Here is a 24,115-nt window from a genome sequence, read left to right on the forward strand (position 1 = left end):
GAATGTTCCACTTTTCAGGGCAGGCGCAGGCCGCTTTCCGCGAAAGCCTTGCGCGCGTGCGCCTTCTCCGCCTCGGTCAGGCCCAGCAGCGGCCGGCGCACCGGCCCGCCAGCTTGGCCCAGCAACTCGAGCCAGTACTTGGTGTGCGCCTGTGGTGTTCCGCTGGGTCGGCTGTTGCGGAACGCCTGCCTGGCCGGGTTCAGGCTGTCGCGTACGGCGCGCGCCTCTTCATGGCGGCCCTGGAAGGCGAGTTGCGTGTAGTCGTGGATGCGGGTGTCGCTCGCCGTTTGCAGCAGCAGGGGCGGGGTCGAACAAAGGTACAGGCGCCAACCGAGCTCGATGATGTTGTCCAGCCACTCCTCCTCGGATGCGGTGCTCACCTGGATCTTGTCCCCCACCAGGCGGGTCAACTCCGCATACTGTTCGCGCGGCACGCTGTACTTGATGGCGACGATGTTGGGTAGCGCGGCGATGCGGGCGCACAGCTGCGGCGACATGATGTAACCGCAGTCGGGGTGGTTCCACATGGCGATGCCGATGTCCAGCACTTCGCACAGGTGGCGGTAGTACTCATACACCGTTTCCTCCGGGTCGTTGCAGAAGTGAAGCACGGGGCTGTGCACGATCACCCAGTCGGCTCCCACGGCCTGGGCGTGGCGGGCAAGATCCAACACGGTGTCGAGCTGGGTGTCGGAGCAGGACATCACGGTACGGGCGCGACCCTCGCAAACCTGCGCCGCGATCTCGAAGCTGCGCTTGCGTTCCTCGAGCGTCATGGAAAACGCCTCGCCCTGCTTGCCGGTCACGAAAAGCCCGGCCACCTTCAGCGGCCCGATCCAATGAGCGATGTTGCTGCGGAAGCCCTCTTCGTCGAACGATCCGTCCGGCCTGAAAGGCGTGACCGAAGCGGCCCAGACGCCGGTGAAGTGCTGCTTGGCGTACTGTTGCGCGTTGGCTTTCGTGTATTTCATGGTTGGTTCAGTCAAAGTTCAGTTCTGTGCCTGGATGGCGCGCCAGAGGCGCTCGGGCGTGAGGGGGAACTGCAGGTCCCGGCCTGGTACGTTGCCCAGCGCGTCGTGGGCGGCGTTGAGCAGCGCCGCAGGGACGCCGATGCAGCCGGCCTCGCCCACGCCCTTGGCGCCCAGCGGATTCGCGCTACTGCGCGTAGGGCGGCTTTCCAGATGGATCGCGCGGGGCATGTCGTCGGCACGCGGCATCGCATAGTCCATGAAGGACCCTGTCAGTAGCTGGCCGTTTTCGTCGTACACCACCCGTTCGAGGAGCGCCTGCCCGATACCCTGGGCCATGCCGCCCAGCATCTGCCCGCGAACCAGGACCGGGTCGATCACCTGGCCCGCATCGTCGACCCAGGTCAGGTGTTCGATCGTGAGCGTGCCGGTGTCCCGATCGACGGCCACCTGGCAGATGACGCAGCCGGAGGCCCATGTCTCGCTCGCGGCGTGATGAACCTCTTCCACGACATGGGGCAGCGCTGCACCCGCTTCGAGTTCGTTCTTCAGCCGCGTCGCCGCAACCAGCACCGCCGATCCTCCGATTGGGGTGCTGCGGCTGGCCAGTGCGCCAATGCCGGGGGGGCAGCTGGCCGTGTCTCCGTGCAGAACCGTCACCTTGGACGGATCGCAGCCAAGCGCAGCGGCGGCGATGGCGCTGAAGGCAGTCTCGCGCCCCTGACCTTGCGCGGTCGTTCCAGTCGCCACGGTGTAGTGGCCGGGTGCGGTACAAGTCACGCGTGCGCTTTCCCAGCCCTGGCCGCAGGGCTCGACATAGAGGCCGATGCCGATGCCGACAAGTTCGCCGGCTCTTTGTCGCTGCGCCTGTTCCTGGCGCCGGCCGTTGTAGTCGAAGGCCTCGGAGGCCTGCCGCAAGAGGCCCGCCAGGTCGCTCTTGTCGAGCGTTTCTCCATTGGGAAGGCTGACGGGCAGTTCCTCGGCGGGCCACACCGAACGCAGCCTTAGTTCCAGCGGTTCGATCCCCGCGGCGCAGGCCGCAGCGTCCACCAGCCGCTCCATCAGCACTGCCGCTTCCGGGCGTCCGGCGCCGCGGTAGATGTTCACGGCCGCCGTATTCGAGAGCCTTGCCGTGGCGCGCGACTGCTGACCAGCCATGCGATAGGGCCCGGGGAAGATCCGCTGCGCATTGCGCATCGGGGCCAGCGCGCTGTAGGGCAGCCAATGCCCCAGCGAGAATTCGAACGAAGCCTGCGCCGCAACGATAGAGCCGGCGGTATCGAGCCAGATTGCGCCGCATGAATGCGAGCCGCGCCCGTGGGTGGCGTACTGAAGGTCTTCCGACCGGGTGGACTGCCATCGAACGGGGCATGCGAGGAGGCGGGCCGCGAAGGCGACCATCAGGTCCTCGGGAAAAATCGAAGCCTTGCCACCGAATGCGCCGCCGACGTCCGGGGCAATCACCCGCACGGAAGCCAGAGGAATGCCAAGGCACCCGGCGATGTCTGCACGTGCGCGGCTCGGCGTCTGTGTGGACAGCCAGGCAGTCATGGTGCCGGCGGTCGCGTCCCATGCCGCCAGGCAGGCTCGCGGCTCCAGTGGGGCAGGGGACACCCGCGGCATCTCCACTGAAACGGTGGCGGTCGGCGCCTCGTCGCGCAAGGCCCCCGACGCGAACGCAATCTCGGCGACGAGTGGGTCCCCGGATCCGCCCCAGGTAGTCCCGGGTTCGGCAAACGGCAGAACGGGTGCGAGCTCTTCGTACTCGATGTCCACCATGCCGACGGCTGCTTCAGCTTGCGCAATGCTCTGCGCGACAACCAGGGCAACCGGCTCTCCGATCGAACGGACATGGGTGACGGCCAGCAAGTCGCCCTCCGGAGCGCGCATCCCGGGCAGCAATGCGTTGATCTCGGCACGCGGAACACCGGCGAGGTCGGCGGCGGTCAGGACGGCGGCGACGCCGTCGCACGCTGCCGCGGCGTGCGTCGCGACCTTCAGCACGCGTGCGTGCGCGTAAGGGCTGCGGATGAACAGCGCGTGGAGCATGCCCGGCAGCGAGATGTCTCCGACGTAGCGGCCGGCGCCGCGCAGCAGCGCCGCGTCTTCTCGCCGGCTCGGGCGGGAGATGGCGTGCTCTGGCGATGGAATGAATGCTGCGGTCACGAGCAGCATTACAGGACCAAGCCCGCGCTGCAACAATCGGCAAATATTTGTCGATTCAGAAGCCCGCTTACTGAATTCCTCCCATTCGGTCGCAGCATCCCCTGCTGGGGTGGATACCCCGCGGCACGGCGGCTGCGCAGGAACCGCACAGCTTTGGAACCTGCAGCGCGTGCGGCCACAGCGCGCAGATCCGGTCCGCGAAGTTGCCGACGGGTGACCAGCGCACAAGCACCCGCGACAAATTTCTGAGCGCAGCAGGGAATGGGCGGAAGCTTCGGAACCGAGCGCGATGGCGAACCTCCGGCGGCGGCATCGTGTACCTCGCTTTGGATGCGTCGGCGGGTCTGAGATCAGCGGCGAGCCAGTTGCACCAATGCGGCCGCCCTATCGGAAGGAGAGCTTGGGGCCGGTCCCGGTCAGTGCGCGCGTGTTCGCCTTCAAGGCCGCAGTAGCCCGCGGCATCGAAGTCGGATGGCGGGCATCAAGAAGCCGATGCATAGCAATGCATTCCGGTCCGCGGCCATGAATGGCGTGAATCCATGCGATTGCCGCCGGGCATTGACGCGCCGGCACTGACACGTAGAGTCGGCGTCCTGTGCTCGGCGCGCTCTGGCCGGCGTCCCAGCCGCGTGTCATGCACGCGATCACGCCAAGGCTCCATATGACTGTGGGTTCAGCTCCCACGCACTTTGCCGTTGCCACCTGCCGCCGGCTAGCAGGCACCAAAGAGCCGTGTCACACCCTTGGTGTAACGGCGCTACACAGCAAGCTGCGTATCTTCCTACTTGGCTCAAGTTGCGGGTAGCGGGCGCGTACTCTGCTCAGTCGAATTTTCCGGAGAGGAGTGATCCGAAGCCTGGGACGTTGGTGGAGAGGCCCAGTCGTTTGAGCATGAAGTAGGTGGTGGCGACGGAGGAGGAGAGGACGGGGATGCGCAGGCGGTCCTCGATGGGCTGAAGGGAGGGCAGAGAGGGCATCTGGACGCATGCGGAGGCGACGATGGCGTCGACGCCAGAGGTGTTGAGCTTGCGAGTGATCTCGATGGGAGCGCGGGGGTCCTGACGGCCCACTTCGAGGTTGTCTGGGATTTCCAGGGAGATGCTGTCGACGACCTCGATGCCCTCGTTCTCGATGTAGTCGATGACGAGTTGCGTCAGGGGCTTCATGTAGGGGGTGAGGATGGAGACCTTCTTGGCGCCGATCGTGTGCAAGCCATCGACCAATGCACCAGCACTGGTCACGACGGGGGCGGGGCCTGCGTTGTCGACGGTGAGTTGGTGCAGACGTTTCTCGGATTGGCGGTGGTAGCCCAGGCCCATGGCCATGATGGCGACGAGGCAGGCGTAGCCGAGCACGTCGACGCGGGCGTCGGAGAGTTCGAGCGCGCAGCGGTCGCTATCTTTGTCCATGGATGCCAGCTCGTCTTTTGTGACGTGCTTCATGCGCATGCGGCTGGAGTGGAAGGTGAACCGCTCGGGGTGGAGCGCTTCACGGGCGCGCAGGATGGCTGGGATCTCCGTCTCCATGGTGGTGTTGGAGGAGGGCACGATCTGGCCAATGCGGTAGCTGCGGGCGGCGCTCATGGCTGGGCTTCCTGGGTGGGTTCCGGGGAGGGTTCGAGGGCGATGGGTTCGAAGTCGTCGTCAAAGCGGGCGGCCTGCAGGGGCCGGCGGTTGACGCGCAGGTCGAAGACGTCAAAGCGGTTGTAGTGGCCGGTGATGTCGTGCATTTGGCGCGGCTGGATGCAGCGCGAGAGGTCGATATCGGCGTAGTAGATGCCTTCCTCGTCGATGAGGGGTTGGCCGATGACGCGGCCATCTGGGCCGATGGCGCCGGAGAATGCGCTGTTGCGGCGCGTGAGCAGCTTGCGGGCCTGAGGGAAGTCGGCTTCCAGGCAGGAGATGATCTCTTCGGAGACGGTCGAGCAGGAGACGATGGTAAAGAGCTTGCCCTCGAAGCTGTGCGCGGCAGCGCGCACTTTGATGGCCTCGGCCATGTCGTAGTCCGGCGGGGCCACGGGCAGGGAGATATAGCTGGCCACGTGCACGAGTTCGCCCTGGGCGAGCAGTGCAAAGCGTGCGAGCGTATTGGTGTTCTCTCCGCAGGCCAGAGAGCCGAGAGGCCCGATGCTGGTCTGGTGCACGCGCAGGGCGGAGGCGTCACCCGGAGTCCAGGTAAGTTTTTCGGCCCATGTGGGCACGAGCTTGCGATGGCGTCCGAGGATGCGGCCGTCTTCGCCGATGGTGACCAGCGTGTTGTAGATGGTGCCGATGCCGTAGCGGCTGCGCTCGTTGACGCCGATGATGACGTTGATTTTGCGGCGCGCGGCGGCCTGTGCGATCTTGGTGATTTCGGGGCCTGGGATCTCGATGGCTGAGCGTGCGAGCTTTTCGAACCAGGGGCTGCCCTCGATGGGGTTGCCGATCCAGCTCCAGTAGGGGTAGCCGCAGACGAAGACTTCGGGGAAGGCGACGAGCTGGGCGCCGTTGTCGGCGGCTTCGTTGATGAGGCGCACGACCTTCTCGACGGTGGCATCGGTGTCGAGGAAGACTGGTGCCGTCTGCACCGCGGCCGCCTTGAAGTGAGGCAAGTTCAGCATGTAGTTGTCCTATGGTCTCAGGAGTTAAGCGGTTTCCGGTTGTTTGCGAGGGTGGTTGCCGACGGCGACGATGGGGTTGCGCAGGGTGCCGATGTTCTGGACGGTGGCTTCAACGACGTCGCCGGGCCACATCCATTCCTGAGGGGACCGACCGGCGCCCACGCCCTCTGGGGTGCCTGTGGCGATGATGTCGCCGGGCTCCAGGGTGATGCCGCAGCTGATGTCGGAGATGAGGTGATTGATGTTGAAGAGCAGATGACGGGTATTGGAGTTCTGCTTCACAACGCCGTTGACTGTGAGGCTGAGGTTGAGGTTGTGTGGATCGGGGATTTCGTCAGCGGTGACGATGACAGGGCCGAAAGGGGCGTAGGTGTCCTGGCCTTTGGAGTAGATCCACTGGCCGGCGCGGCGGTTGTCGCGAGCGCTGATGTCGTTGAGCACGGAGTAGCCGAAGACGTGGTCGAGTGCGTTGGCTTGGTCCACGCCCTTGGCGCGTTGGCCGATGATCACGGCAAGCTCGACCTCCCAGTCCATCTGCTGGGTGATGGACGCGTTGTGTTCGATGGCATCGCCCGGGCCGATGACGGTGGTGGGGGGTTTGGAGAAGATCACGGGCTGCTTGGGCAGCTCCTTGGAGGTGTCGAGCGTGCGGCTGGACTCGGCCACGTGCTCCACGTAGTTCAGGCCGATGCCGAAGATGTTCTTGCGAGGGCGCGGGATGGGAGCGAGCAGCTTGACGTTGGCCAGAGGCAAGGTGACGCCCAGAGGCCACTGGTCTTGGTACTTCTTCAGAAGTGCAGTGGTGGTGACCACGGCATGCGGGCCGAGCTCGATGAAGGCCAGCATGTCATCGGGGATGGCTTGAGCGGCGTGAGCGCCCAGGCGCTGCAGGTCGATCACAAGGTCATCGACGATGGCGCCCAGGCGGGCGGCGGCGTTCACGTTGGCACGGTAGGTGACGAGGCGCATGTTTTTACTCCGGGGGGTACGTCAGAAGGCGGTGAGGGGTTGACAGGTGCAGAGGTGTCAGGTGGACGCAGGCAGCACGGGCTGGTGGCCGCTGTTGTCGGCGAGGGCTTCCTCGCGATAAAGGGCCAGCTTCTCCATGACGGGGAGGTCGTGGAAGCTGAAGAGGCAGGCATCGTCAGTTTGGGAGGCGTTGACGTGCTCGTGCCAGGCCCAGGAGGGCACGCAGAAGATGTCGCGCTCTTGCCAGTCAAAGCGCTGGCCATTGATGATGGAGTAGCCCTTGCCCTTGGCCACCTGGTAAAGGAAGCTGCCGGTGTGGCGGTGAGCCTTGCCAACGAAGCCGGGGCGCAGCAGCTGCATGCTCGCGCCGATGGTGGCCATGACGTGGCCGCCGGTGACGGGATTGGTGTAGTGCATGAGGGCACCGTCGAAAGGGTTGTCCTCGCGCGAAGCAGCGTAGCGGCTCAGGGCTTCGTAGGTGGGGGCCCACTGGTACTTGAACAGCGGTGAGTAGGGCTTGGTCCAACCCAGGTTCTGCGGGCGCAGGCCGGCTGCGCCCCAGAGGTGCACCGAGTCATCGACGGGATGCCCCACGGCTTGGTGCAGGTCGGGGTGCACGACATAAAAGCCAGCTTCCATGGCGTTGACCAGCGGGATGTCCAGGCCGTCCTGCCAGATGCAAGTCAGGCCATCGGCCTCCACGCCATGCTCGTGCCAGGTGCCGTTGGGGGTGAGCACGAAGTCGTTGGCTTCGAGCGTCATCTTGTGGCCGTCAACAATGGTGTAGGCGCCGCGGCCTTCCATGATGAAGCGCAGCGCGGAGGGGGAGTGTGCGTGGGCCGAGGCTGACTCGCCTGGGCGCATGACCTGCAGGCCGGAGTAGAGCCAGCCCACGGCGGCGGCGACTTCGCGGCGCCCCGGGTTGTCCAGGTAGATCACGCGTCGGCCGGCCTTCTCGGGGGTGACGAGCTCGACCGAGCGCAGCACATGCTCGCGCAGATCGCGGTAGCGCCAGATGACGGGTAAGGACTCTGACTTGGGCTGCCAGGGCTCGATCTTGTTGGCCACCGTCCACAGGGCGGCGGTGTTCAGGCGTTCGAGCTCTCTGTAGTACGCCACCAGCTCTGGCGTGTCCTCTACGTCGGCTCTCCCAGCTACAGATTCACGGTGTGTGTCGAAACTCTGGTTCATGGCGGGACCTCGTGACAGGATCAAAGTTTGGGTTGTGAACGGGTAAAGTTGCGATCGAGAAGCTCTTTGCCATGGCTGTAGGCTTCTGGCCAGGCGATGTCTTGATACCCCAATTTGGCTGTCTCTCGGAGCAGCCAAGATGCATCGGCAAGCAGTGGGCGGGCCAGGGCGCAAAGGTCAGCACGTCCTGAGGCAATGATTCCGTTGATTTGGTCGGCCTCGGTGATCGTCCCGACGGCAATAGTGGGCACGTTAGCTTCGTTGCGAATGCGGTCTGCCATGGGTGTCTGATACATACGCCCATACACCGGGGTCTGCTCCGGCGTCACTTCCCCGGACGAGCAGTCCATGAGGTCAGCACCAGCATCCCGGAAGTGACGGGCAATCTCCACAGCCTCGTCCACGGTGGTTCCACCCGACGCCCAATCCGTGGCCGAGATGCGAACCGACATGGGGAGCGATGCTGGCCAAGCCCCGCGCATGGCAGTGAAAACCTCGAGCGGAAAGCGCAGTCGGTTCTCCAAGGAGCCACCGTATTCATCGTCGCGCTGATTGGTGAGAGGTGAGATGAAACAAGACAGCAAGAAGCCATGACCCGCTTGCAGTTGAACCCAATCGAAGCCAGCTGAGGAGGCGCGACGAGTGGCTGCAACGAAGTCGTCACGAACGCGTTCCATGTCTTCACGCCTCATCGCGCGGGGAGTCTGGGAAACTCCCGGCGAGTAAGGCATTGCTGAAGCAGAAATCAAGGGCCAGTTGCCATTCTCCAGCGGATGATCTGGTTTTTTCCAGCCGAGTTGGCTCGAGCCGCGGCGGCCTGCATGACCAATTTGCACGCCGATACGCGCGTCTGTGTTTTCATGCACAAACGTGGTGACCGCGGAAAAAGCTTGGACTTGCTGGTCGTTCCAGAGACCCGGACATGCAGGCGTAATGCGCGCATCAGGCGAGACAGCCGTCATTTCCACCATCACCAGGCTGGCCCCGCCCAAGGCACGGTTGCCGAGGTGAACCAGGTGGAATTGACCGGGTACGCCGTTTTCGCAGGCATAGAGAAGCGTAGGCGAGGCGACCACACGATTCTTGAGCGTTATCCCGCGGGCAGTGTAGGGCGTAAGCATGGGCAGAAGCGGACGACCCGGTGCCTTCGCCTGCGTGCCGGAGCGCTGAGCAATCCAGCGCTCGTAACCTTCGAGCCAAGTCTTGTCTCGCACTCGCAGGTTTTCATGGGAGATGCGCTGCGAGCGTGTCAGAAGTGAGTACGCAAACTGTTCGGGCGCGAGGCCTTCGTAGCGCTCGACGTTCTCGAACCACTCGGTGGAGTTGCGAGCCGCGTTTTGGATCTTGAGAACTTCCACACCCCGGACCAGCTCGTAGTGAGCGAGTCCTTCGCGGAGCTTTCCGCCATTGGTCTTGAGGCTTAGAGCGAGTTCGATCGCGTCTTCCAATGCGAGCTTGGTACCCGAACCGATAGAGAAGTGCGCAGTGTGTGCGGCGTCTCCCATCAGCACAACCGGTACTTCGCGCTGAGACTTGCCGTGTGGGTGAGTCCATTGCACCCACTGCTTGCAGATCACCCGCGGGAAGCGAATCCAGATCGCTGAGCCGCGCAGGTGAGTGGCATTTGAGATAAGCGATTCACCATCGAGATAAGGCGCAAACAGCTTCTCGCAGTAGGCAATGCCTTCTTCTTGAGACATCTTGTCGATGCCGGCCTTTTGCCAAGCTTCGTCGGTAGTCTCGACAATGAATGTCGAGAGTCCATCCTCGAATTGGTACGCATGAGCCTGAAACCAACCGTGCTCCGTCGGCACGAAGATGAAGGTGAACGCGTCGAAGACTTTCCGCGTGCCTAGCCAGACAAAACGGCAGCTTCGCAGATCGATATCCGGCTTAAATGTTTCAGCGTAACGCGTGCGCACCGCGCTGTTGATGCCATCGGAGGCGATAAGCAGGTCCGCGTCGTATTTTCGGGCTATCTCTTGCTCGTCCTCGACAAACGTCTCAAACACGAGCTTCACGGCAAGCTCTTCGCAGCGCGCCTGCAGGATGTTGAGAAGCTTCTTTCGACCGATGCCGATGAATCCGTGTCCACCGCTGCTTACGCACTGACCTTTGAAATGGGTGTCAATGTTGTCCCAGCGGCTGAATTCACCCGCGATGGTGTCAGCTGAAACAGAATCTGCTTTGCGGAGATTTTCAAGTGTGGCGTCGGAGAAAACCACGCCCCAGCCGAAAGTATCGTAGGGGCGATTTCGCTCGACCACGATAACTTCGTTCTCCGGGTTTTGCAGCTTCATCAGCAGGCCGAAATAGAGGCCGGAGGGGCCGCCTCCTAGGCAGACGATTTTCACTATGGGTCTCCTGATCAGGGAATCTGGTTCGGTTGTTGGGGTTACGCGGCGTTAAGCGCTTGGCGCAGTTGGTCGGGGATGGGGACGGCCGCGTGGGTGTCCAAAGAGGTGGTCACCACCGTCTGTTTAACGCTCATTCGCAGCACGCCGTCCGTTCCCGTGCAGGCGAGTGACAGGTTCATTGACTTGTTGCCCAAGCGCTGAAGTTCGAGCGAGAGAACCACGTCGTCACCCATGCGGCTGATGGCCCTGAAATCCGCCTCGAGGTGAACGGTGGGCAAGCCGCAACGCTTCTGGCTGATGTAACCAGTGAAACCATCGGGTATCAGGGAATCTATCCAGGCTTCCATAAGATCGTTGAACAATACGAAGTAGCTCGGATAGAACACGATGCCTGCTGGGTCGCATTCCGAGAACCGAATGCGATGCTTCAATTCAAAACGACGGCTCGTCATGGGTTTTTCCGGTTCTAGAGCGTCAACGCATGGCGTTGAAGGCACTCTTTGAGCTTGTGACCGTGCTCGTCCGCGAGGGCTGCATCACGCAGTTCACGCAGCGTGACTGGCGCCAGAGAGCGCTGATGGCGGTCGACCACCGACATCAAGGTTTCGTAGTTGCGCAAGCCGCGCGCATGGGTGTCGCTGTACCCCTTTACGAGGCGTTGGCATTGGGCGGCTTCGAGGGCCAGTTGAGGGTTGAGTGAGGCAATGAGGCGCAGGCGTTGAAGCCAAGTCTCTATGCGCGCGTTCTCAAGCGAAAAGCGCAGGGTCACGCGTCGCCAGCGACCCCAGCGTGCAAGGGTGTACAGCATGAGAAAACCGCCGAGCGAACTGGTGCGAATAACGCGACCTTGCCGAGTAAAGCGGCCGACAAGGCGGTTCGCCCAGTTGGGTTTAGAGAGCCAAAGGCCCAGGTCCTTGGGTAATGTCTCGCAGATCTCCTCCAGGCGCGGATGCATGAATTCCTCGATTTCCAGTACCTGGTCGTCTCGGCTGCGGACTTCGTCGCGCACGCGTTCGAAGCGGCTTCCTCGGGTCTTGAGGTCCGCCACTCGCATGGTGTCTTCGTAGGACATCCACAAGGCAAGGTATCGCGCCGTTTCGCGCAGTAGAGCGGAATCCCGTCCACCCGGAGCGGTAGCGAGCGTTTCGAGACGGTCAACGTAAGTCCGAGCGTACAAGGGGTCCTGGTAGTCAGCCAGGCGCCGAATCCCCTCGAGCGCGATCTCTGGTACTCCCGTGGGGAGGGCGTTTGCGCGTTCAACCAGTGGGGCGAGCGCGGGGTGGTAGGACAGCGCTTGCCGCGGGGACGAGTGTGTTGCCGCCTTGGGCTTGTTTCCCACCTGAGCATCCAGGGCCTCGCTGAAGCCCGCTGAGAACGCCCTCAAGCTGGGCTTGACTCCCACACCTCCGCGTTCAATGGTGTGTTCGAATTGCTCGCGGCTGAAGGGCAGCACGCCAGTTCCGCTGAGCGCGCCGAAAAGCACAGCGCTAATCACGCTGCCGGCCCGCTCGGCGACCTCGGCCATATCGAAGCTCACAAAGCGTTTGGCAGCGCGGCGCGCTTGTCGCAGAAGCGCATCGCTATCCACGCGGCCATCGCCCATGGCCGATTTCTCTGCAATCGAATAAACACGGTGAGTCGAACTCAGCAGCGTGGTGTTGTCTTGCGTGACGAAACCACGTTGGACCGCTCGGCCCGCTTCCATGAGCTCGGAAGCAAGCACGATGTCAAGGTCACCCGGTAGCGGAGCCTGCGAGAGCACGGGCGCGCGAGCACCGGGCTCATCAGCACCGGGGAACAACTCCACGTAGTACACAGTGGCCCCTGTCCGCTGGGCAACCCCAGGAACCGATGTGGTTTGTGCGAACCAGCCATTGTGTTCGCCGAGATCGACAATCCAGTCGGCAAGCACACCTCCACCTTCTCCACCCATGGCGAGGATGGCAATTTTGATGGGTTCATGCTGCATGCGATGCACCCGCTTGAAGGGAGGTCGAGGCAACGGGCGCGTAAACAGCACGACGCTTTGCTTCGCGGCTCTGCAGCCAGCCGATAACGGCGCTGCGTACTCGCTGGCGCAACTTGTCGCGGCGTGTCGGATTACTCACGATGTTGGCACGATAGAAGGAGGGACAGAGAACAGCGGCGTGTGAGACCTCTCCGCAATTGCCGCAGCCTACGCAGCTGTCGAGAACCACCGCGACTGGGTCCTCGCGCAATGGATCAGGGTTGTCCCCGATCGACAGAGATGGGCAACCGGAAAGGCGTATGCAGGAGTGATCACCGGTACATGTATCGGGGTCGACGCCAAAGCGTTCACGTACGACTCGCTGACCATCTGCGATGGCCTTGCGCACCTGCTTCTTCTCACGGCGCTGGAGGTTAAGCATGCATTCGCTTTGCGCGATAAGCACCTTGGGCCCCACTTCGCGCGCAGTCAGTGCTTCTCGCAGCGCAGAAGTCATGGCTTTGAGGTCATACGTGCGCTTGATGGTGCGCACCCAATCTACCCCTACGCCTTTGACAGCCTTTTCTATCTCGTGCCCTGTGCTCCTGGTGGGGTTGTGGGCACGAGAGGACAGCAGGTCCTGGCCTCCGGTTGCTGAGCTGTAGTTGTTGTCGACGATGACCGTAAGGTTGTCGCTGCGGTTAAAGACCGCGTTTGCAATTCCACTGGTGAGGCCGTTATGCCAGAAGCCGCCGTCACCCATGAGTGAGATCGCTCGTTTGGTGGCGGGCTCGCTGCCCGGAGCGACTGTAAAGGCAGCCGCACTCGCGCTGCCAAGACCGTAGCCCATGGTGGTGCTACCCAAATTGAAAGGGGGCAAGATGGAGAAAAGGTGACAACCAATGTCTGCACTGATGTGATGCTCTCCGAGCTCTCGCTCAACCAGCTTGATTGCGGTGAAGATTGGCCGCTCGGGGCAACCTGTACACAGACCGGGGGGACGTGCGTGCACCGTCTGGTCTAGTGGAGGCAATACATCCAGATCGTCGGAAAGCGTGTGAATCTCGGGCCTCGCTGCACCGAGGAGGCTTTCGTCGTTGCCATTTGAGTCAAGGACTTCCTCATCGCCGCCGAGCAGCGCCATGGCGGGTTTGGGCGCAGTAGCCGGCTGCGCTGCCACCACCGGAATGGAGATGGGGCGACGCTTGGGTACTGCAGGGGCCTCAGACGCAACGAGCCCATACAATTCCAGGAAACCGCGCAAGCCCTTGAGCACCGTGGCTGTGTTGTAGTCACCTGCTAGTGGCAGGAAGTCCTTGCCATGCAGCCTGGTACTAAGACCAGATTGGTGGAGGATCGAAGCGACGTTTTGTTCGACGAAGTTCGGCTGACCCTCTTCGATAACCAAAATGGCGCGCTTGTTCTTGCAGAATCGGTCGAACTCCGCGTCCACCAGAGGGTAGGCTACGTTCATCACGTAGAGTGGAATCTTCGTATCACCGTAGACGTTCGCAAGCCCTAGTTTCTGCAGGGCGCGAATGACGCTGTTGTAGTTGCCGCCCTGAAGCGCAATGCCTGCGTCAGCCGCATCTTCAGCAAAGAACTCGTTGAGCTGTCGTTCTTGAATAAAGCGAATAGCTGCGGGCCAGCGTTCCTGCACCTTCTCTCGTTCGTGCAGAAAACTTGCGGGAGGCAACACGATGCGATTCACGTCGCGTCGCGGGTTCTCCATCGCGTCCTTCACCGTGAAGGCGGGGCGGCAATTCTCGCCAGCGATGAACTGACCATGCAGATGGCAGGAGCGGATACGCATCTGCAGCATGACTGGCGTGCTGGTGGCTTCAGAAAGGTCAAAACCGTCTTTGACTGACTGGACGATGCTGGGAAGGTTTGGGCGAGGATCGAGAAGCCAAATCTGCGACTTCATTGCGAACGCGTGGCTGCGCTCTTGCATGATTGACGAGCCTTCGCCGTAGTCCTCGCCAACGATGATGAGGGCGCCTCCGAGCACCCCGCCTGAAGCGAGGTTGGCCAGAGCGTCGGACGCGACGTTGGTGCCGACAGTTGCCTTAAAGGTAATCGCGCCTCGCAGCGGATAGTTGACCGAGGCTGCAAGCGTGGCGGCTGCGGTGGCTTCGCTGGCGCTGTTCTCAAAGCGAATGCCGTGGTCTGCCAGGATGTCCTGCGCATCTGCCAAAACATCCATGAGGTGGGAGATAGGTGCTCCCTGATACCCCGCCACGTAGGCCACCCCCGACTCCAGGAGCGCCTTGGTTACAGCCAGGATTCCCTCGCCACTGAAGACTTCGCCCTTGCTCAGGCGGAGCTTTTTGACTTCCTCTATGAACGACCGCTCTGCCACCTTGTTCTCCTGTCATATGCACGTGTTGGTGCTACAGGGGAGGTACTTTCCCAGAAGATAGTTTAGAAGTCAAGCTATGATTCGTAATGTATATTTACTCGGTAGGGTTTGGACCCGCGCGGGGTGATGGTCTCCAAGTACTGGCGCTTGACGAGATGGATCTATGAGCTGTGCCAGAACTGCTTTTGGGCGGCCGTAGACATCGGGTCTGGTGGCGACGGCCACAGGCGGGCAATCCTGCGTTTAGAGCAGGGGCGTGGCCGTGGGGCGACTGACAGGTGAGTAGTGGAGGCAGCAGCTGCCGAGCTACCTGGTGCACTGGGAAGTACACCCGCAATTTGACGGTTCCCGAAATCAACCAACGTGCGCGGCCTATGTCACCTTGGCGCGTCGGCGAGGGGTGGCTTTCTCTTGGTCGGTACGTTTGGCGTCGAGGGCAGCGTCGTTCAATGTTTGTGCCAGGTGCGTGCGGAGCCGCCCCAGAAGATCATTGAGGACGTTTCGTTCATCCGCCTCGAGGCCGAGAAAAATCTCCACGATCCAACTCTCATGTGTCGAAGCCACCTTCTCGAACGATTTCCTGCCAAGAGGCGTGAGGCGAACAACAAAGGAGCGACGATCGCGGGCTGCGACTTCCCTCACAACCATTCCCTCGTTCTCCAGTTCGTCGGTGAGACCTGTGATGTCGTTCGAGGGATTCGCTGCGGCCTGAAAGGCGCCGGGCGTCCGACACAACTCCACCGGGCCGTACCGGCCTCAAACCAATGGCAAGGCCAAGCGGTTCATCCAGTCGGCATTGCGTGAGTGGGCCTATGGCTGGACGTACCAGCACTCAGCCCAGCGAACCGAGGCCTTGGCGAGCCGACAATACCACTACAACTGGCGTCAACCCCACCGCCCCATCGGATGCATCGCTCCGATGCACAGGCTCAAATCTGCAAATGACCTCTTGACGGTTCACAACTGACCGGGTGGCCAGACGCCACGCTATCATCGACAACCAAGGACGTGGCGCTGAAGGAAGTCGAGCACCACTGAGTTAAAGACAGCCGGATTGTCCCGGTGGACGCCGTGTCCGCTGTCCGGTACTTGCAGCAGTTGTGCCTGAGGCATCAACCGGGACAAGGCCATGGTCGTGGCGCGATGCACTTCCAGCGTGCGCTCGCCGTATAGCAGAAGTGTCGGCGCATCAAAGTGCCGCAGCGCCTCCTCGTCGAGTGAGGGAAATGGTTCCGAGGAAATCAAGAGCGCGCGCATCGCCTCGGCATTGCGCAGCCGCCGCTCGCGTCCTGCAGGGGTGCTGGATTCGCCCGGGCCTGAGCCATTGATGCCTTCGGTGAGCAGGCGTACTGCCGATTCACGTTCGCCCGCCGCGAAAGCATCGGCGGCCGGGTCCATTACCTCTCGCTGGAAACGCAGCCTCGCATCGCGGCCTCCGTCACTGCGGTCAGCAAACGGCAGGACGGGGGGCTCGGTCAGCGCGAGGGCACGGACCTTACCTGGATGCGCCAAAGCGAGCTGGAGAGCTGTAAATGCGCCGTAGGAGGTGCCGATCAAAACGGCCGGCGTGGCTTGCCAGCGCTCAAGGAGAGCTGATAGGTCTTCCGCTTCGGCGAGCACGGAATGGCTCCGGCTGTCGATCGTATTTCGGTTCGGGCTGCTGTAGCGTCGGCTGTAAGTGATGCAGCGAAAATGCGGTGTAAAGGCCGCCCATTGCGGCGCCCAAGACGACCAGTCGCCCATCCCGCCGTGCACGAAAACGAGCGTCGATCCTGAGCCCTCCTCGGCATAGTGGATGTCTATACCGCCGGCAATCACGACGCGTTGTAGCGGCCGCTGTTCGAGAGCGCTCATCATTCGACTTTCAGATTTGCCAACAAGGGGCTCAGGCGTAACTCCTCGCGCTGCAGATACTGCTGGAAGGCTTTCGGATCGCCGGGTTCTGAAGCGATGCTGCCGGCCTTGAACTCACCCTCTTGGTACGTCGGGTCTGCCAGCACTTCCCTCATTGCTGCCGCCAGCCGCGCGACTACGGGAGCGGGGAGGTTTGCGGGACCGAATAAGCCCGTCCAGAGATCTGCCTCGGCGCCCCTGACCGTCTTACTCTCATTAACCGTCGGAATTTCGGGCGCGGTTGGATCCCGTCGTGCCGAAATGATGCCGAGAGCCTTGAGCTTGCCGGCTCGGATCATCGGCAAGGCTCCCGTCAATGCCATAGTGCCAACTTGAACCTGGCCGCCGATCAGGTCGTTGAGCAGCGGAGCGCCTCCCTTATAGACGACCGGGCTGACCTTGAATCCTGCGGCGTCCGCAACGATCGTACCGCCTATGGTCTGAATCATCGCTGCCCCGGTGGCGCCTAACAGCAACGGCTCCTTGGCCCGCACGACCATGGCCGTTAGCTCGTCGACGTTGCTGGCAGCGAGCCCGGAGTGGGCGACCAACACCGTGCTGTTAGTCGAAAGTTTCGCGATGGGCGTAAAGTTTCGAACTGAGTAGCCCGACTTAAGCGCCGCAGGCCCGACTATCAAGTCATTGACCGATCCCAACAGCAACGTATAACCATCAGCCGGCGCCCGCTGCACCTTCTTGGCGCCAATGGTGCCTGAGGCCCCAGCAACGTTCTCAACCACTACGGAGCTGTGGAGGCGCTTGCCAAGCTCGACTGCCAACGTGCGACCGATGCGATCCACCGAGGCGCCGGCGGGATATGGAACGACCAGTGTGATCGGCTTGTCAGGGTAAGCCTGTGCCCGGGCTAGCGGGGCAGCGGCGGCGACCGTGATGGCGATCAGCAGCGATCGGCGATTGAGGTTGCGCTTCATGCAGTCTCCAGGCGCCGGTGATAGCCGGCAAGATTTGATTGGCGAAAGATCTCGGCTCAAGTGGCGGGGCCACTGGGTGGGCTGCTGATCCTGCGTGCGGTTCAGTGCGGTGCCAGCCAGTGTCGAAGCTTCTGGGATAGCCGTCTAATCAAAAATTCCACAAAGGTATAGGAGAATCCAATACCATGGTTTAGACGACCTTCCGCTCATTGCAGTCATGCGTACCTCCGCCAGCACCCTTCGCAACCGCCTTCTGAGCAGTGCTCGATTACGCCACCTGCACGTCTTCGTCACAGTGGCCGAGCTGCAGACGGTCAAACGCGCCGCCGAGGCCGTGGGCATCAGCCAGCCGTCCGCCACGCAGGCGCTCGCCGAACTGGAGCGTTTGCTTGAATGCACGCTGTTCTTGAGACATGCGCGAGGCATGGCCCTGACGCCAGCGGGCTCACAGTTGCTGCCACTTGCCCGCCGAACGCTCGGGATCATGGATGACGCTGCCACGCAAGCCGCTGCGCTGGCGCAAAGCGCCAACGAGGTGGTCCGGGTTGCCGCTATTTCGGCCGCCATCGAAAGTCACCTGGGCAAGACGATTCATGATTTCACCCAATTGCATCCGAGAGTGCTTGTGCACCTGCAGGAGGCCGACGCATCACGTCAAGCCTCACTGGTAGCAGACGGCGACGTGGACTGCGCGTTCTGCCGTGCACCTCCTGTCTTGCCCAATGGATGGTCCTTCACACCTCTATGGCCGGACCGGTTTGCCATCGTCGCTGGTCATGCCCATCCGCTCGCTCGCAAGCGCCGCGTGACAATGTCGGACCTCGTGGCCGCCACCTGGCTCGTAACACCGACATCAATGGCCGCACGGGAAGCATTCGATACGTTCTTCGCGCACGCCCCAACTCCGATAAAGATGCATGGTGTCGTCACCAACTCAGCCACCATGCTCTCGAGCCTGCTCTCGCAACAGCATCTGCTGACCTTCGTTCCCGCCAGCATCGTGCGACGTGGTGTGGAATCCGGCCTGCTCGCAGAAATCTCGTGGGCCCAGCGTTTTCCTTTCTCGCCGATCGGCCTTCTTGTTCCGCACCACGGCCGGGGTCCGGCGCTCGGTAGCTTCACGAGCTATATGCAGAAGACGGCTAGGGATGTTCTGCAAGACTGGCACGAGCCCTGCGTGAGCTGAAGCCATGATTGCCAAACGAGTGACTACTGCACCGAATCAACTCGATCTCGGGCTGAACCTGTCGACCTTCGCGCGGCGCTGGAAGTCCTCCATCGCGAGCGCAGGCACCAAACCCGCGCCCGTGGCGCCATAGCTCACCTTGCCGGGATTCTTCTTCGTGTAGCCACCCGCGCACGGTTGCGCAAAACCGGGAGGCCGAGTTCGTCAGCGCCTAGAACGAGGATCAGTTGGGGGAATGCTGGGTCACTTGGGTCATAACTTTTGCTTCTGATTAAGGTTTGCGAGCCAATTCCAGGAAGCTGCGGTTCAAAGACGCTTCAGCTCCGATCAAACGGGAGCGTCGTGCCTGTACCCAAGCCTGATCGCGCGCCAGCGCGGCGCTGGATGCAGCGAGCATGCGTCGCACCTCGGCTGGCTGTGGTCCACCCGTCCCGGTGCGGGTGCGGACCATGTTTGCGGGCGACAGCGTTGCCCTGAAAGTAGCCTCGTCCAAAGGCAGGACTGCCTGCTCCAACTGGTACTTCTTGCCGGCCTCTGCATAAATGCGCTGGGCCTGCTCGTATGGAAACTCCTTGGGGCGCAAGTTCTGGCTCCGTGCATACAGCACAATCTCGGAGGCGAAATGATGACCGACGCGAAACGGCACGCCGTGCGCGCGCTGCAGCGTTTCTGCCAGCTCCATCGATGTGATCCAGTCAGAGTCCAGCTCCTCCAGCGCGCGCGCAGGGTCGATCTGCAATGCAGCCAGGACGCCATCAAGCTGCTGGAGCATTTCCACCCCGAGCACGAAGGTCTTCACGCCAGAGGCGCTTGCCGTGTTTTTGTAGTCGATCATTCCCGGCGTCACGTTGTGCGCACGCAGCGTCACCGCCTGGACGGACGCCACGACATCGGTGGCCTTCGCCCGTGTGTTCTGGATCACACCGGGATTGGCTTTCTGCGGCATGGCGCTGCTGGTGTAGGTATTGCTGGCGCCCAGCAGCAGCCAGGGCCGCGTCTGGTGGTACTGCACATGCACGTCCTGCATCAGGGCACCAACCCGGATTGCGGTAGAGCTGGCAATGGAAGCAGCTTCGAGTGGAACGTCGTAGGTGCTGATCTGCCCCGCATCCAGCGAGTTAACGATCAGACCGTCAAAACCCAGCAAGGCAGCCAGCCGTTCGCGGTTCACCGACCAGCTGGAATTGGCCAGGACCGCAGTGCCCATGGGGCTCAGGTTCAGGCGCGCATAGGCCTCGCGGATGCGCGTAGCATCGCGCTCGAATGAATCTGCGAAGGCCAGCAGGTAGTGGGCATAGCTGATGGGCATGGCTTGGACGCCATTGGTGTAGGCCGGAACGTAGGTGTCCACATTTTTGCCGGCCAGCTCGATCAGGCGCTTGCGCACCATGACCAGCGCATCAGCAAAATCCAGTACCTCGAGGCGCAGTTGTGCGGCATTCAATGTTGAATGAATGTCTTGGCGGCTTCGACCCGTGTGGATGAGCGTCCCCTCGGGACCGACCTGATCTGTGATGATTTTCTCGACCTGAAGCACGTCTGTCGGCCGCTTGCCACCGGGCTGCGCAGCCTGATCGATGGAATGGCTGACGCCTCGCGCAATGCGCCCGGCAAGCGGCGCGGGAATGATGCCCTGCTCTGCATGCACCACCGTCGATGCCATGTTGATGCGACCGAACCAGTAGAAGACGTCTTGTTGCTTGGCGAGCGCGCTGGTGGCATCTCCGTTGACGGTGCCTTGGAGGCGAGCGACCTGTGCTTGGCATTCCGCGGTTGTGCGGCATGCGGTGTCCAGTGTGTCGGCGGCACCTGCGGTACCCATGGATCCAAGAAGTCCGGCGCTGAGCATGAATGTGGCGGGCACGCGCAGTACGTGCGCTCGGCGGGTGATCCGGTTGGAAGTTTTCATTGAATTTGTCTCAGCTAGTGTGAATTCGCGGTTGTCCCCGTCGCGGTGCTTCATTCATTTATCAGATGAATTCTTGCGCACTGGTCGACTGATCACGTGATTTTTAGGGCGTGAAGCTTCCGGGTCAAATTCATTTACGCTGATGCCCATTGGATAAATGAATGGCTTGCCGTGCTGGCTGATCAACTCTTTTCGCGTCTCGTTGGCCGGACACGGCTCAAGCACTTGCAACTGGTGGTGGACATTGCCGAACTGCAAAGCCTCCAGAAAGCGGCATTGGCCGTCGGCTTAAGCCAGCCGGCTGCGACCCAGGCCTTGGCCGAGTTCGAATCCGTTCTGGGTGCGCCGCTGTTCGAGCGCCATGCGCGTGGCATGCGCCCTTCGGAACTTGGCATTGCACTGTTGCCCATGATGCGTATGGCGCTTCAACAGATGCAAGTCTGCGCAAATACGGTGATCGCGCTGCAAGGCGGTACGCGCGTTCTGGTACGCATCGCCGCCATCAGCGCAGCGGTTTCAGGGTGGCTGACCGTTGCCTTACCGCCGTTCGTGACCGCGCATCCGGACATCGCGCTCGACATCCAAGAGGTCACGGCCGACGACATCCTGCGCCTGGTTGAGCACGACATCGCCGACCTTCTTCTGTGCCGGGAGCCCACGTCGCTGCCAACCAGTCATGGCTTCACGCCCGTGCTCGAGGATCGCTTCGTCGTCGTCGCACGTGTGGACCACCCACTGGCTGCACTTGACGGCGTGTCCGACCTATTGCTGGCCGCGCAGACCTGGATCACGCCGCCGTTGACTGGCATCACACCACGCGAGTTCGCGGAACTATTTGCGCGGCTGGGCGGTACACCGACAACCTGTCAGATGTCCACCCGCTCGGTCATGCTGGCCAACGCGTTGCTGAGCCAGAGCGACATGCTCGCGCTCACGCCCTACAACCTGATCCGGCCGTTGCTTGAAGAAGGGCGCATCGCCGTGCTGCGCACCCGTGACATCGTGCTGGCGCCGCTCGGCTATGTGGTGCGCCATGGGGTCGAAGCGCAAACGTCGTCTGCGCTTGCGCGAACAATCCGAGGGCTTCAGGAATGGGCTCCGTCTTGAACCACCGGTCGTTCATCGGGGAAAACTGAGCGCGCGCAGACGTTTCGTGACTGCGCTCTGTGTCCTTGCCACGCGACGAGTCGGTCCGGCGGGTGCGCAACTGCCTTTTGCCGCTTGACGCGGAATGAATGTCGCCGCGGCCTGCGACCCCCAAAAGGGCTCGGGTCATTGCGGGCCGGCCCAGCGACATGGCGAAGATGCCGGAAGGCCGAGGCAAGGTCAGAGCGCGCAAGCAAGAACACCACAAGGCCAGCATCCGTGCAAAGGCGGAGCACCCGTTCCGGGTGATCAAGCGGCAGTTCGGCCTGGCGCAGCGGCTCTGCTCAGCGAGGCCGATGCGGCCCGCTTCGCGGGTCGTCCTCCGACGCTTCCGTGGGCGCAGGAAGCAAGGGGGCAACGACCTCGGCGATCCGCTGTGCATTGTTGGCGCTGATCCCGCGCATCGGCCTAGATAGCCGGTCGTCGTCCGCGGCCGCGATCCAGAAGGCGTGCGCTCCTTCGAACGCCTGTTCCCAAACATCCGGTCTGGCGCCCAGCGACTGGAAAGATGGCGCAACCGGCCGCAATGGCGGCTCGATGCCGCCGCCAACGGGCGCATACATCATGGGGAGCATGTCGTAGGCGGGAGACACTTCTGTAGGCCTCCCTCGCTCGTCGGTCATGAGCGAAAGGTTCTCGAAGTGCCGGTCGCCATTGCCGATCAACTCCGAAAAAGCGGTCAGCACAAAGACCCGCCGCGCGGAGTCGGGGCCGATCATGCCTGCTTCCTCGCAGCGCTGCGCGAACGCCGGCCAGTTGTCCCGCATCCCGAACAGCTCGTCATCGATCGCGCCCGCGGAGATCATCCCCCGGCGGCCGAAGCGGCCGATGCGGTCAAATCGCTCAACCTCGAGGAAGCCATACCCTTGGCTCTCGAAATAGCGTGCAGGTGCCGCCGGCATTCCAGATTCGCCAAGGGCGCGCAACTCCAGTTCCTCCAAGATGAGCATCTCTGAGGAGCGGGTCCCGACGCGTGCAAACTTCACTATGAGGTGGCCATTCGCCTCTGTCTCGCAGGTGAACTTGGGCTGGTCGCCGCCTGCACTGCTGCCCGCGCCCGTCTGGCTTGTGGCGTCCGCCAGGCCCTGATAGACCCGGCGACACCGATGCGGACGAGCATTCGCAAGAACGGCTATTGCCTGGCGCCCTTTGGTATCCCCACGGCCCGCGTTGACCTGCCTGCTGAATCGGTTGCGTACCTCGCCGATACGCCACAGACCGCGCTGTAAGAGACGAGCTTTCGTCGCGAAGCACGAAGCTGTTCGTGGGATCGGTTGCAGAAGCGATCGCTGGTCGCGTTCGAGACGCGCGCGGGGCTCAAGCTCGTTGTCCTTCGCGGGCACGAAGAGCAGTATCCCGTGCTGCAGTCTGAGCGGTACGAGTCGACGCAACGATGCCGGCGTTTCGCACGCCACAGCCCGGGCGTGGCCTTTTTGGCAGCTTGTTCGAGAACCTGGTGATCATGGAAGCGCTCAAGACCCGATTCAACCAGGGCGAGTCGGCGGAGATGTACTTCTTCCGCGATGCGGCAGGCAACGAGGTCGATCTGCTGATTCCCTCTGGACGCTGCGCGCCGTGGATATCAAAGCTGGCGCGACAGTCAACCCCGATTACTTTCGCGGCCTTCGCAGTTTCGCGGCGGCCTTCCCCGATGCGTTGGACGGCGGCAGCGTCGTCTATGGCGGCGACACTGACCAGGCACGAAGCGACTGGCCGGTGATCGGCTGGCAACGCCTGCAGCACCCTCCGGCGCGGTGATCTTGACGCTTGGCGCTTGCGGATGACTTTGTCTCACCAACGGTGAGACCCTTGCCGGCGTCAGGACCGCACGCTCGAACTCACGCTTGCTCCACTGCTCACGCGCGATCCAACATACCCAGCTCCCGTTCGGTTGGTTGGGGAAGAGCTGAGGAGCATTCTTTAGCTGCACCGACCAACCTAGCCGCAGGGTCGGCTGGACCTAAGCCCAGACATGAAGTAGGGCTCGCCCGGACTACGAACGAGCCCGCCCTCCCAAGCGGTGAAGGCCTACAAGCGGGCCGCACGACCGACGCTATTGTTGGTAGGTATTGCCCCGCCGGTCATGAAGACCGCGCGACGAGTTCCATCGAAGGAGTTTGCGATGCCCGAGCAGAACAAGACAGTCCTCCTCAAAGCCAACGCCGCCATCTCGAAGCTGGACTTCGAGGGCTTCCTCAAGTTCTGCACCGACGACGTCAAGTGGACGATGGTCGGCGAGCAGACCATCGACGGGAAGGAAGCCGTCCGCAGTTGGATGAAGGAAACGTATGTCGAGGCGCCTGACTTCGATGCCAAGACACTGATCGCGGAAGGAGACTGGCTTGCGGCGCTCGGCGAGATCTCCATCAAGGACCAGGATGGCAGTGTCACCCGCTCTTCCTATTGCGACATATGGCGTTTCCGGGACGGGAAGATGGCCGAGTTGAAGGCCTACGTCGTCGAGGCGAAACCGTAGAGGTTGCGCGAGC

General features: G+C 62.2%; 19 protein-coding genes and 1 pseudogene. 6 read left to right on the plus strand and 14 right to left on the minus strand.

The genetic code is table 11. The annotated features are described in order from the left end of the window. Nucleotides 1-14 precede the first annotated feature (14 nt). The 10 genes from J2X92_RS25175 to J2X92_RS25220 all read right to left on the minus strand — a co-directional run bounded on the left by J2X92_RS25175 (nucleotide 15) and on the right by J2X92_RS25220 (nucleotide 14,560). Complete coding sequence (locus J2X92_RS25175) at nucleotides 15-971, minus strand: dihydrodipicolinate synthase family protein (protein WP_307579861.1); 957 nt, start codon at nucleotides 969-971, stop codon at nucleotides 15-17. An 18-nt stretch (nucleotides 972-989) separates the two neighbouring features. Next, nucleotides 990-3,143 carry a xanthine dehydrogenase family protein molybdopterin-binding subunit gene (locus tag J2X92_RS25180; protein WP_307579863.1) on the minus strand — a complete coding sequence of 718 codons (2,154 nt, stop codon included), beginning with the start codon at nucleotides 3,141-3,143 and terminating at the stop codon, nucleotides 990-992. Between the two features lie 812 nt (nucleotides 3,144-3,955). Further along, nucleotides 3,956-4,717 carry a maleate cis-trans isomerase family protein gene (locus J2X92_RS25185; protein WP_307579865.1) on the minus strand — a complete coding sequence of 254 codons (762 nt, stop codon included), beginning with the start codon at nucleotides 4,715-4,717 and terminating at the stop codon, nucleotides 3,956-3,958. After that, nucleotides 4,714-5,733, minus strand: a complete 1,020-nt coding sequence (locus J2X92_RS25190) for a carbon-nitrogen hydrolase family protein (RefSeq protein WP_307579867.1) — start codon at nucleotides 5,731-5,733, stop codon at nucleotides 4,714-4,716. The genes J2X92_RS25185 and J2X92_RS25190 overlap by 4 nt, the downstream gene beginning before the upstream one ends. 24 nt (nucleotides 5,734-5,757) lie before the next feature. After that, complete coding sequence (locus J2X92_RS25195; protein ID WP_307579869.1) at nucleotides 5,758-6,702, minus strand: fumarylacetoacetate hydrolase family protein; 945 nt, start codon at nucleotides 6,700-6,702, stop codon at nucleotides 5,758-5,760. A gap of 57 nt (nucleotides 6,703-6,759) precedes the next feature. Further along, on the minus strand, nucleotides 6,760-7,893 hold the full coding sequence (locus J2X92_RS25200) for a cupin domain-containing protein (RefSeq protein WP_307579871.1): 1,134 nt from the start codon (nucleotides 7,891-7,893) through the stop codon (nucleotides 6,760-6,762). Between the two features lie 20 nt (nucleotides 7,894-7,913). Further along, the gene (locus tag J2X92_RS25205) at nucleotides 7,914-10,247 is read right to left on the minus strand and encodes a bifunctional salicylyl-CoA 5-hydroxylase/oxidoreductase (protein WP_307579873.1); all 2,334 of its coding nucleotides are present in this window, start codon (nucleotides 10,245-10,247) and stop codon (nucleotides 7,914-7,916) included. 41 nt (nucleotides 10,248-10,288) lie between these two features. Next, on the minus strand, nucleotides 10,289-10,702 hold the full coding sequence (locus J2X92_RS25210) for an acyl-CoA thioesterase (protein WP_307579875.1): 414 nt from the start codon (nucleotides 10,700-10,702) through the stop codon (nucleotides 10,289-10,291). Nucleotides 10,703-10,716: 14 nt separating this feature from the next. Beyond that, complete coding sequence (locus tag J2X92_RS25215; RefSeq protein WP_307579876.1) at nucleotides 10,717-12,219, minus strand: indolepyruvate oxidoreductase subunit beta family protein; 1,503 nt, start codon at nucleotides 12,217-12,219, stop codon at nucleotides 10,717-10,719. Continuing rightward, entirely contained in the window at nucleotides 12,209-14,560 is a 2,352-nt protein-coding gene (locus J2X92_RS25220) for an indolepyruvate ferredoxin oxidoreductase subunit alpha (RefSeq protein WP_307579878.1), read from the minus strand. Before J2X92_RS25220 ends, J2X92_RS25215 begins: the two co-directional genes overlap by 11 nt. A 721-nt stretch (nucleotides 14,561-15,281) precedes the next feature. On the opposite strand from J2X92_RS25220, the pseudogene J2X92_RS25225 reads away from it, so the two are divergent. Further along, a pseudogene (locus J2X92_RS25225) lies at nucleotides 15,282-15,527 on the plus strand (integrase core domain-containing protein); the annotation flags it as partial. A 23-nt stretch (nucleotides 15,528-15,550) separates the two neighbouring features. On the opposite strand, the gene J2X92_RS25230 reads toward J2X92_RS25225, so the two are convergent. Next, a complete protein-coding gene (locus J2X92_RS25230; RefSeq protein WP_307579879.1) occupies nucleotides 15,551-16,414 on the minus strand; it encodes an alpha/beta fold hydrolase in 864 nt (287 codons plus the stop codon). After that, the gene (locus J2X92_RS25235) at nucleotides 16,414-17,385 is read right to left on the minus strand and encodes a tripartite tricarboxylate transporter substrate binding protein (RefSeq protein WP_307579881.1); all 972 of its coding nucleotides are present in this window, start codon (nucleotides 17,383-17,385) and stop codon (nucleotides 16,414-16,416) included. Before J2X92_RS25235 ends, J2X92_RS25230 begins: the two co-directional genes overlap by 1 nt. Nucleotides 17,386-17,602: 217 nt before the next feature. Between J2X92_RS25235 and J2X92_RS25240 the strand changes: the two genes are divergently transcribed. Continuing rightward, on the plus strand, nucleotides 17,603-18,571 hold the full coding sequence (locus J2X92_RS25240) for a LysR family transcriptional regulator (protein ID WP_307579883.1): 969 nt from the start codon (nucleotides 17,603-17,605) through the stop codon (nucleotides 18,569-18,571). Between the two features lie 4 nt (nucleotides 18,572-18,575). Next, nucleotides 18,576-18,704, plus strand: a complete 129-nt coding sequence (locus tag J2X92_RS25245) for a hypothetical protein (protein WP_307579885.1) — start codon at nucleotides 18,576-18,578, stop codon at nucleotides 18,702-18,704. A 138-nt stretch (nucleotides 18,705-18,842) separates the two neighbouring features. Here J2X92_RS25245 and J2X92_RS25250 read toward each other — a convergent pair whose 3' ends face one another. Beyond that, nucleotides 18,843-20,480 carry an argininosuccinate lyase gene (locus tag J2X92_RS25250; RefSeq protein ID WP_307579887.1) on the minus strand — a complete coding sequence of 546 codons (1,638 nt, stop codon included), beginning with the start codon at nucleotides 20,478-20,480 and terminating at the stop codon, nucleotides 18,843-18,845. A gap of 171 nt (nucleotides 20,481-20,651) precedes the next feature. Here J2X92_RS25250 and J2X92_RS25255 point away from each other — a divergent pair, with 171 nt between their 5' ends. Next, a complete protein-coding gene (locus tag J2X92_RS25255) occupies nucleotides 20,652-21,587 on the plus strand; it encodes a LysR family transcriptional regulator (RefSeq protein ID WP_307579889.1) in 936 nt (311 codons plus the stop codon). 323 nt (nucleotides 21,588-21,910) lie between these two features. Here the strand turns inward: J2X92_RS25255 and J2X92_RS25260 are convergent, their stop codons facing one another. Further along, entirely contained in the window at nucleotides 21,911-22,969 is a 1,059-nt protein-coding gene (locus J2X92_RS25260) for a HipA domain-containing protein (protein WP_307579891.1), read from the minus strand. 232 nt (nucleotides 22,970-23,201) lie between these two features. Between J2X92_RS25260 and J2X92_RS25265 the strand changes: the two genes are divergently transcribed. Further along, a complete protein-coding gene (locus J2X92_RS25265; protein WP_307579893.1) occupies nucleotides 23,202-23,384 on the plus strand; it encodes a hypothetical protein in 183 nt (60 codons plus the stop codon). A gap of 262 nt (nucleotides 23,385-23,646) precedes the next feature. After that, the gene (locus J2X92_RS25270; protein ID WP_307579895.1) at nucleotides 23,647-24,102 is read left to right on the plus strand and encodes a nuclear transport factor 2 family protein; all 456 of its coding nucleotides are present in this window, start codon (nucleotides 23,647-23,649) and stop codon (nucleotides 24,100-24,102) included. The last annotated feature ends 13 nt before the right edge of the window (nucleotides 24,103-24,115 follow it).

This window comes from Variovorax paradoxus, from assembly GCF_030811855.1.
Lineage (GTDB): Bacteria > Pseudomonadota > Gammaproteobacteria > Burkholderiales > Burkholderiaceae_C > Variovorax > Variovorax paradoxus_L.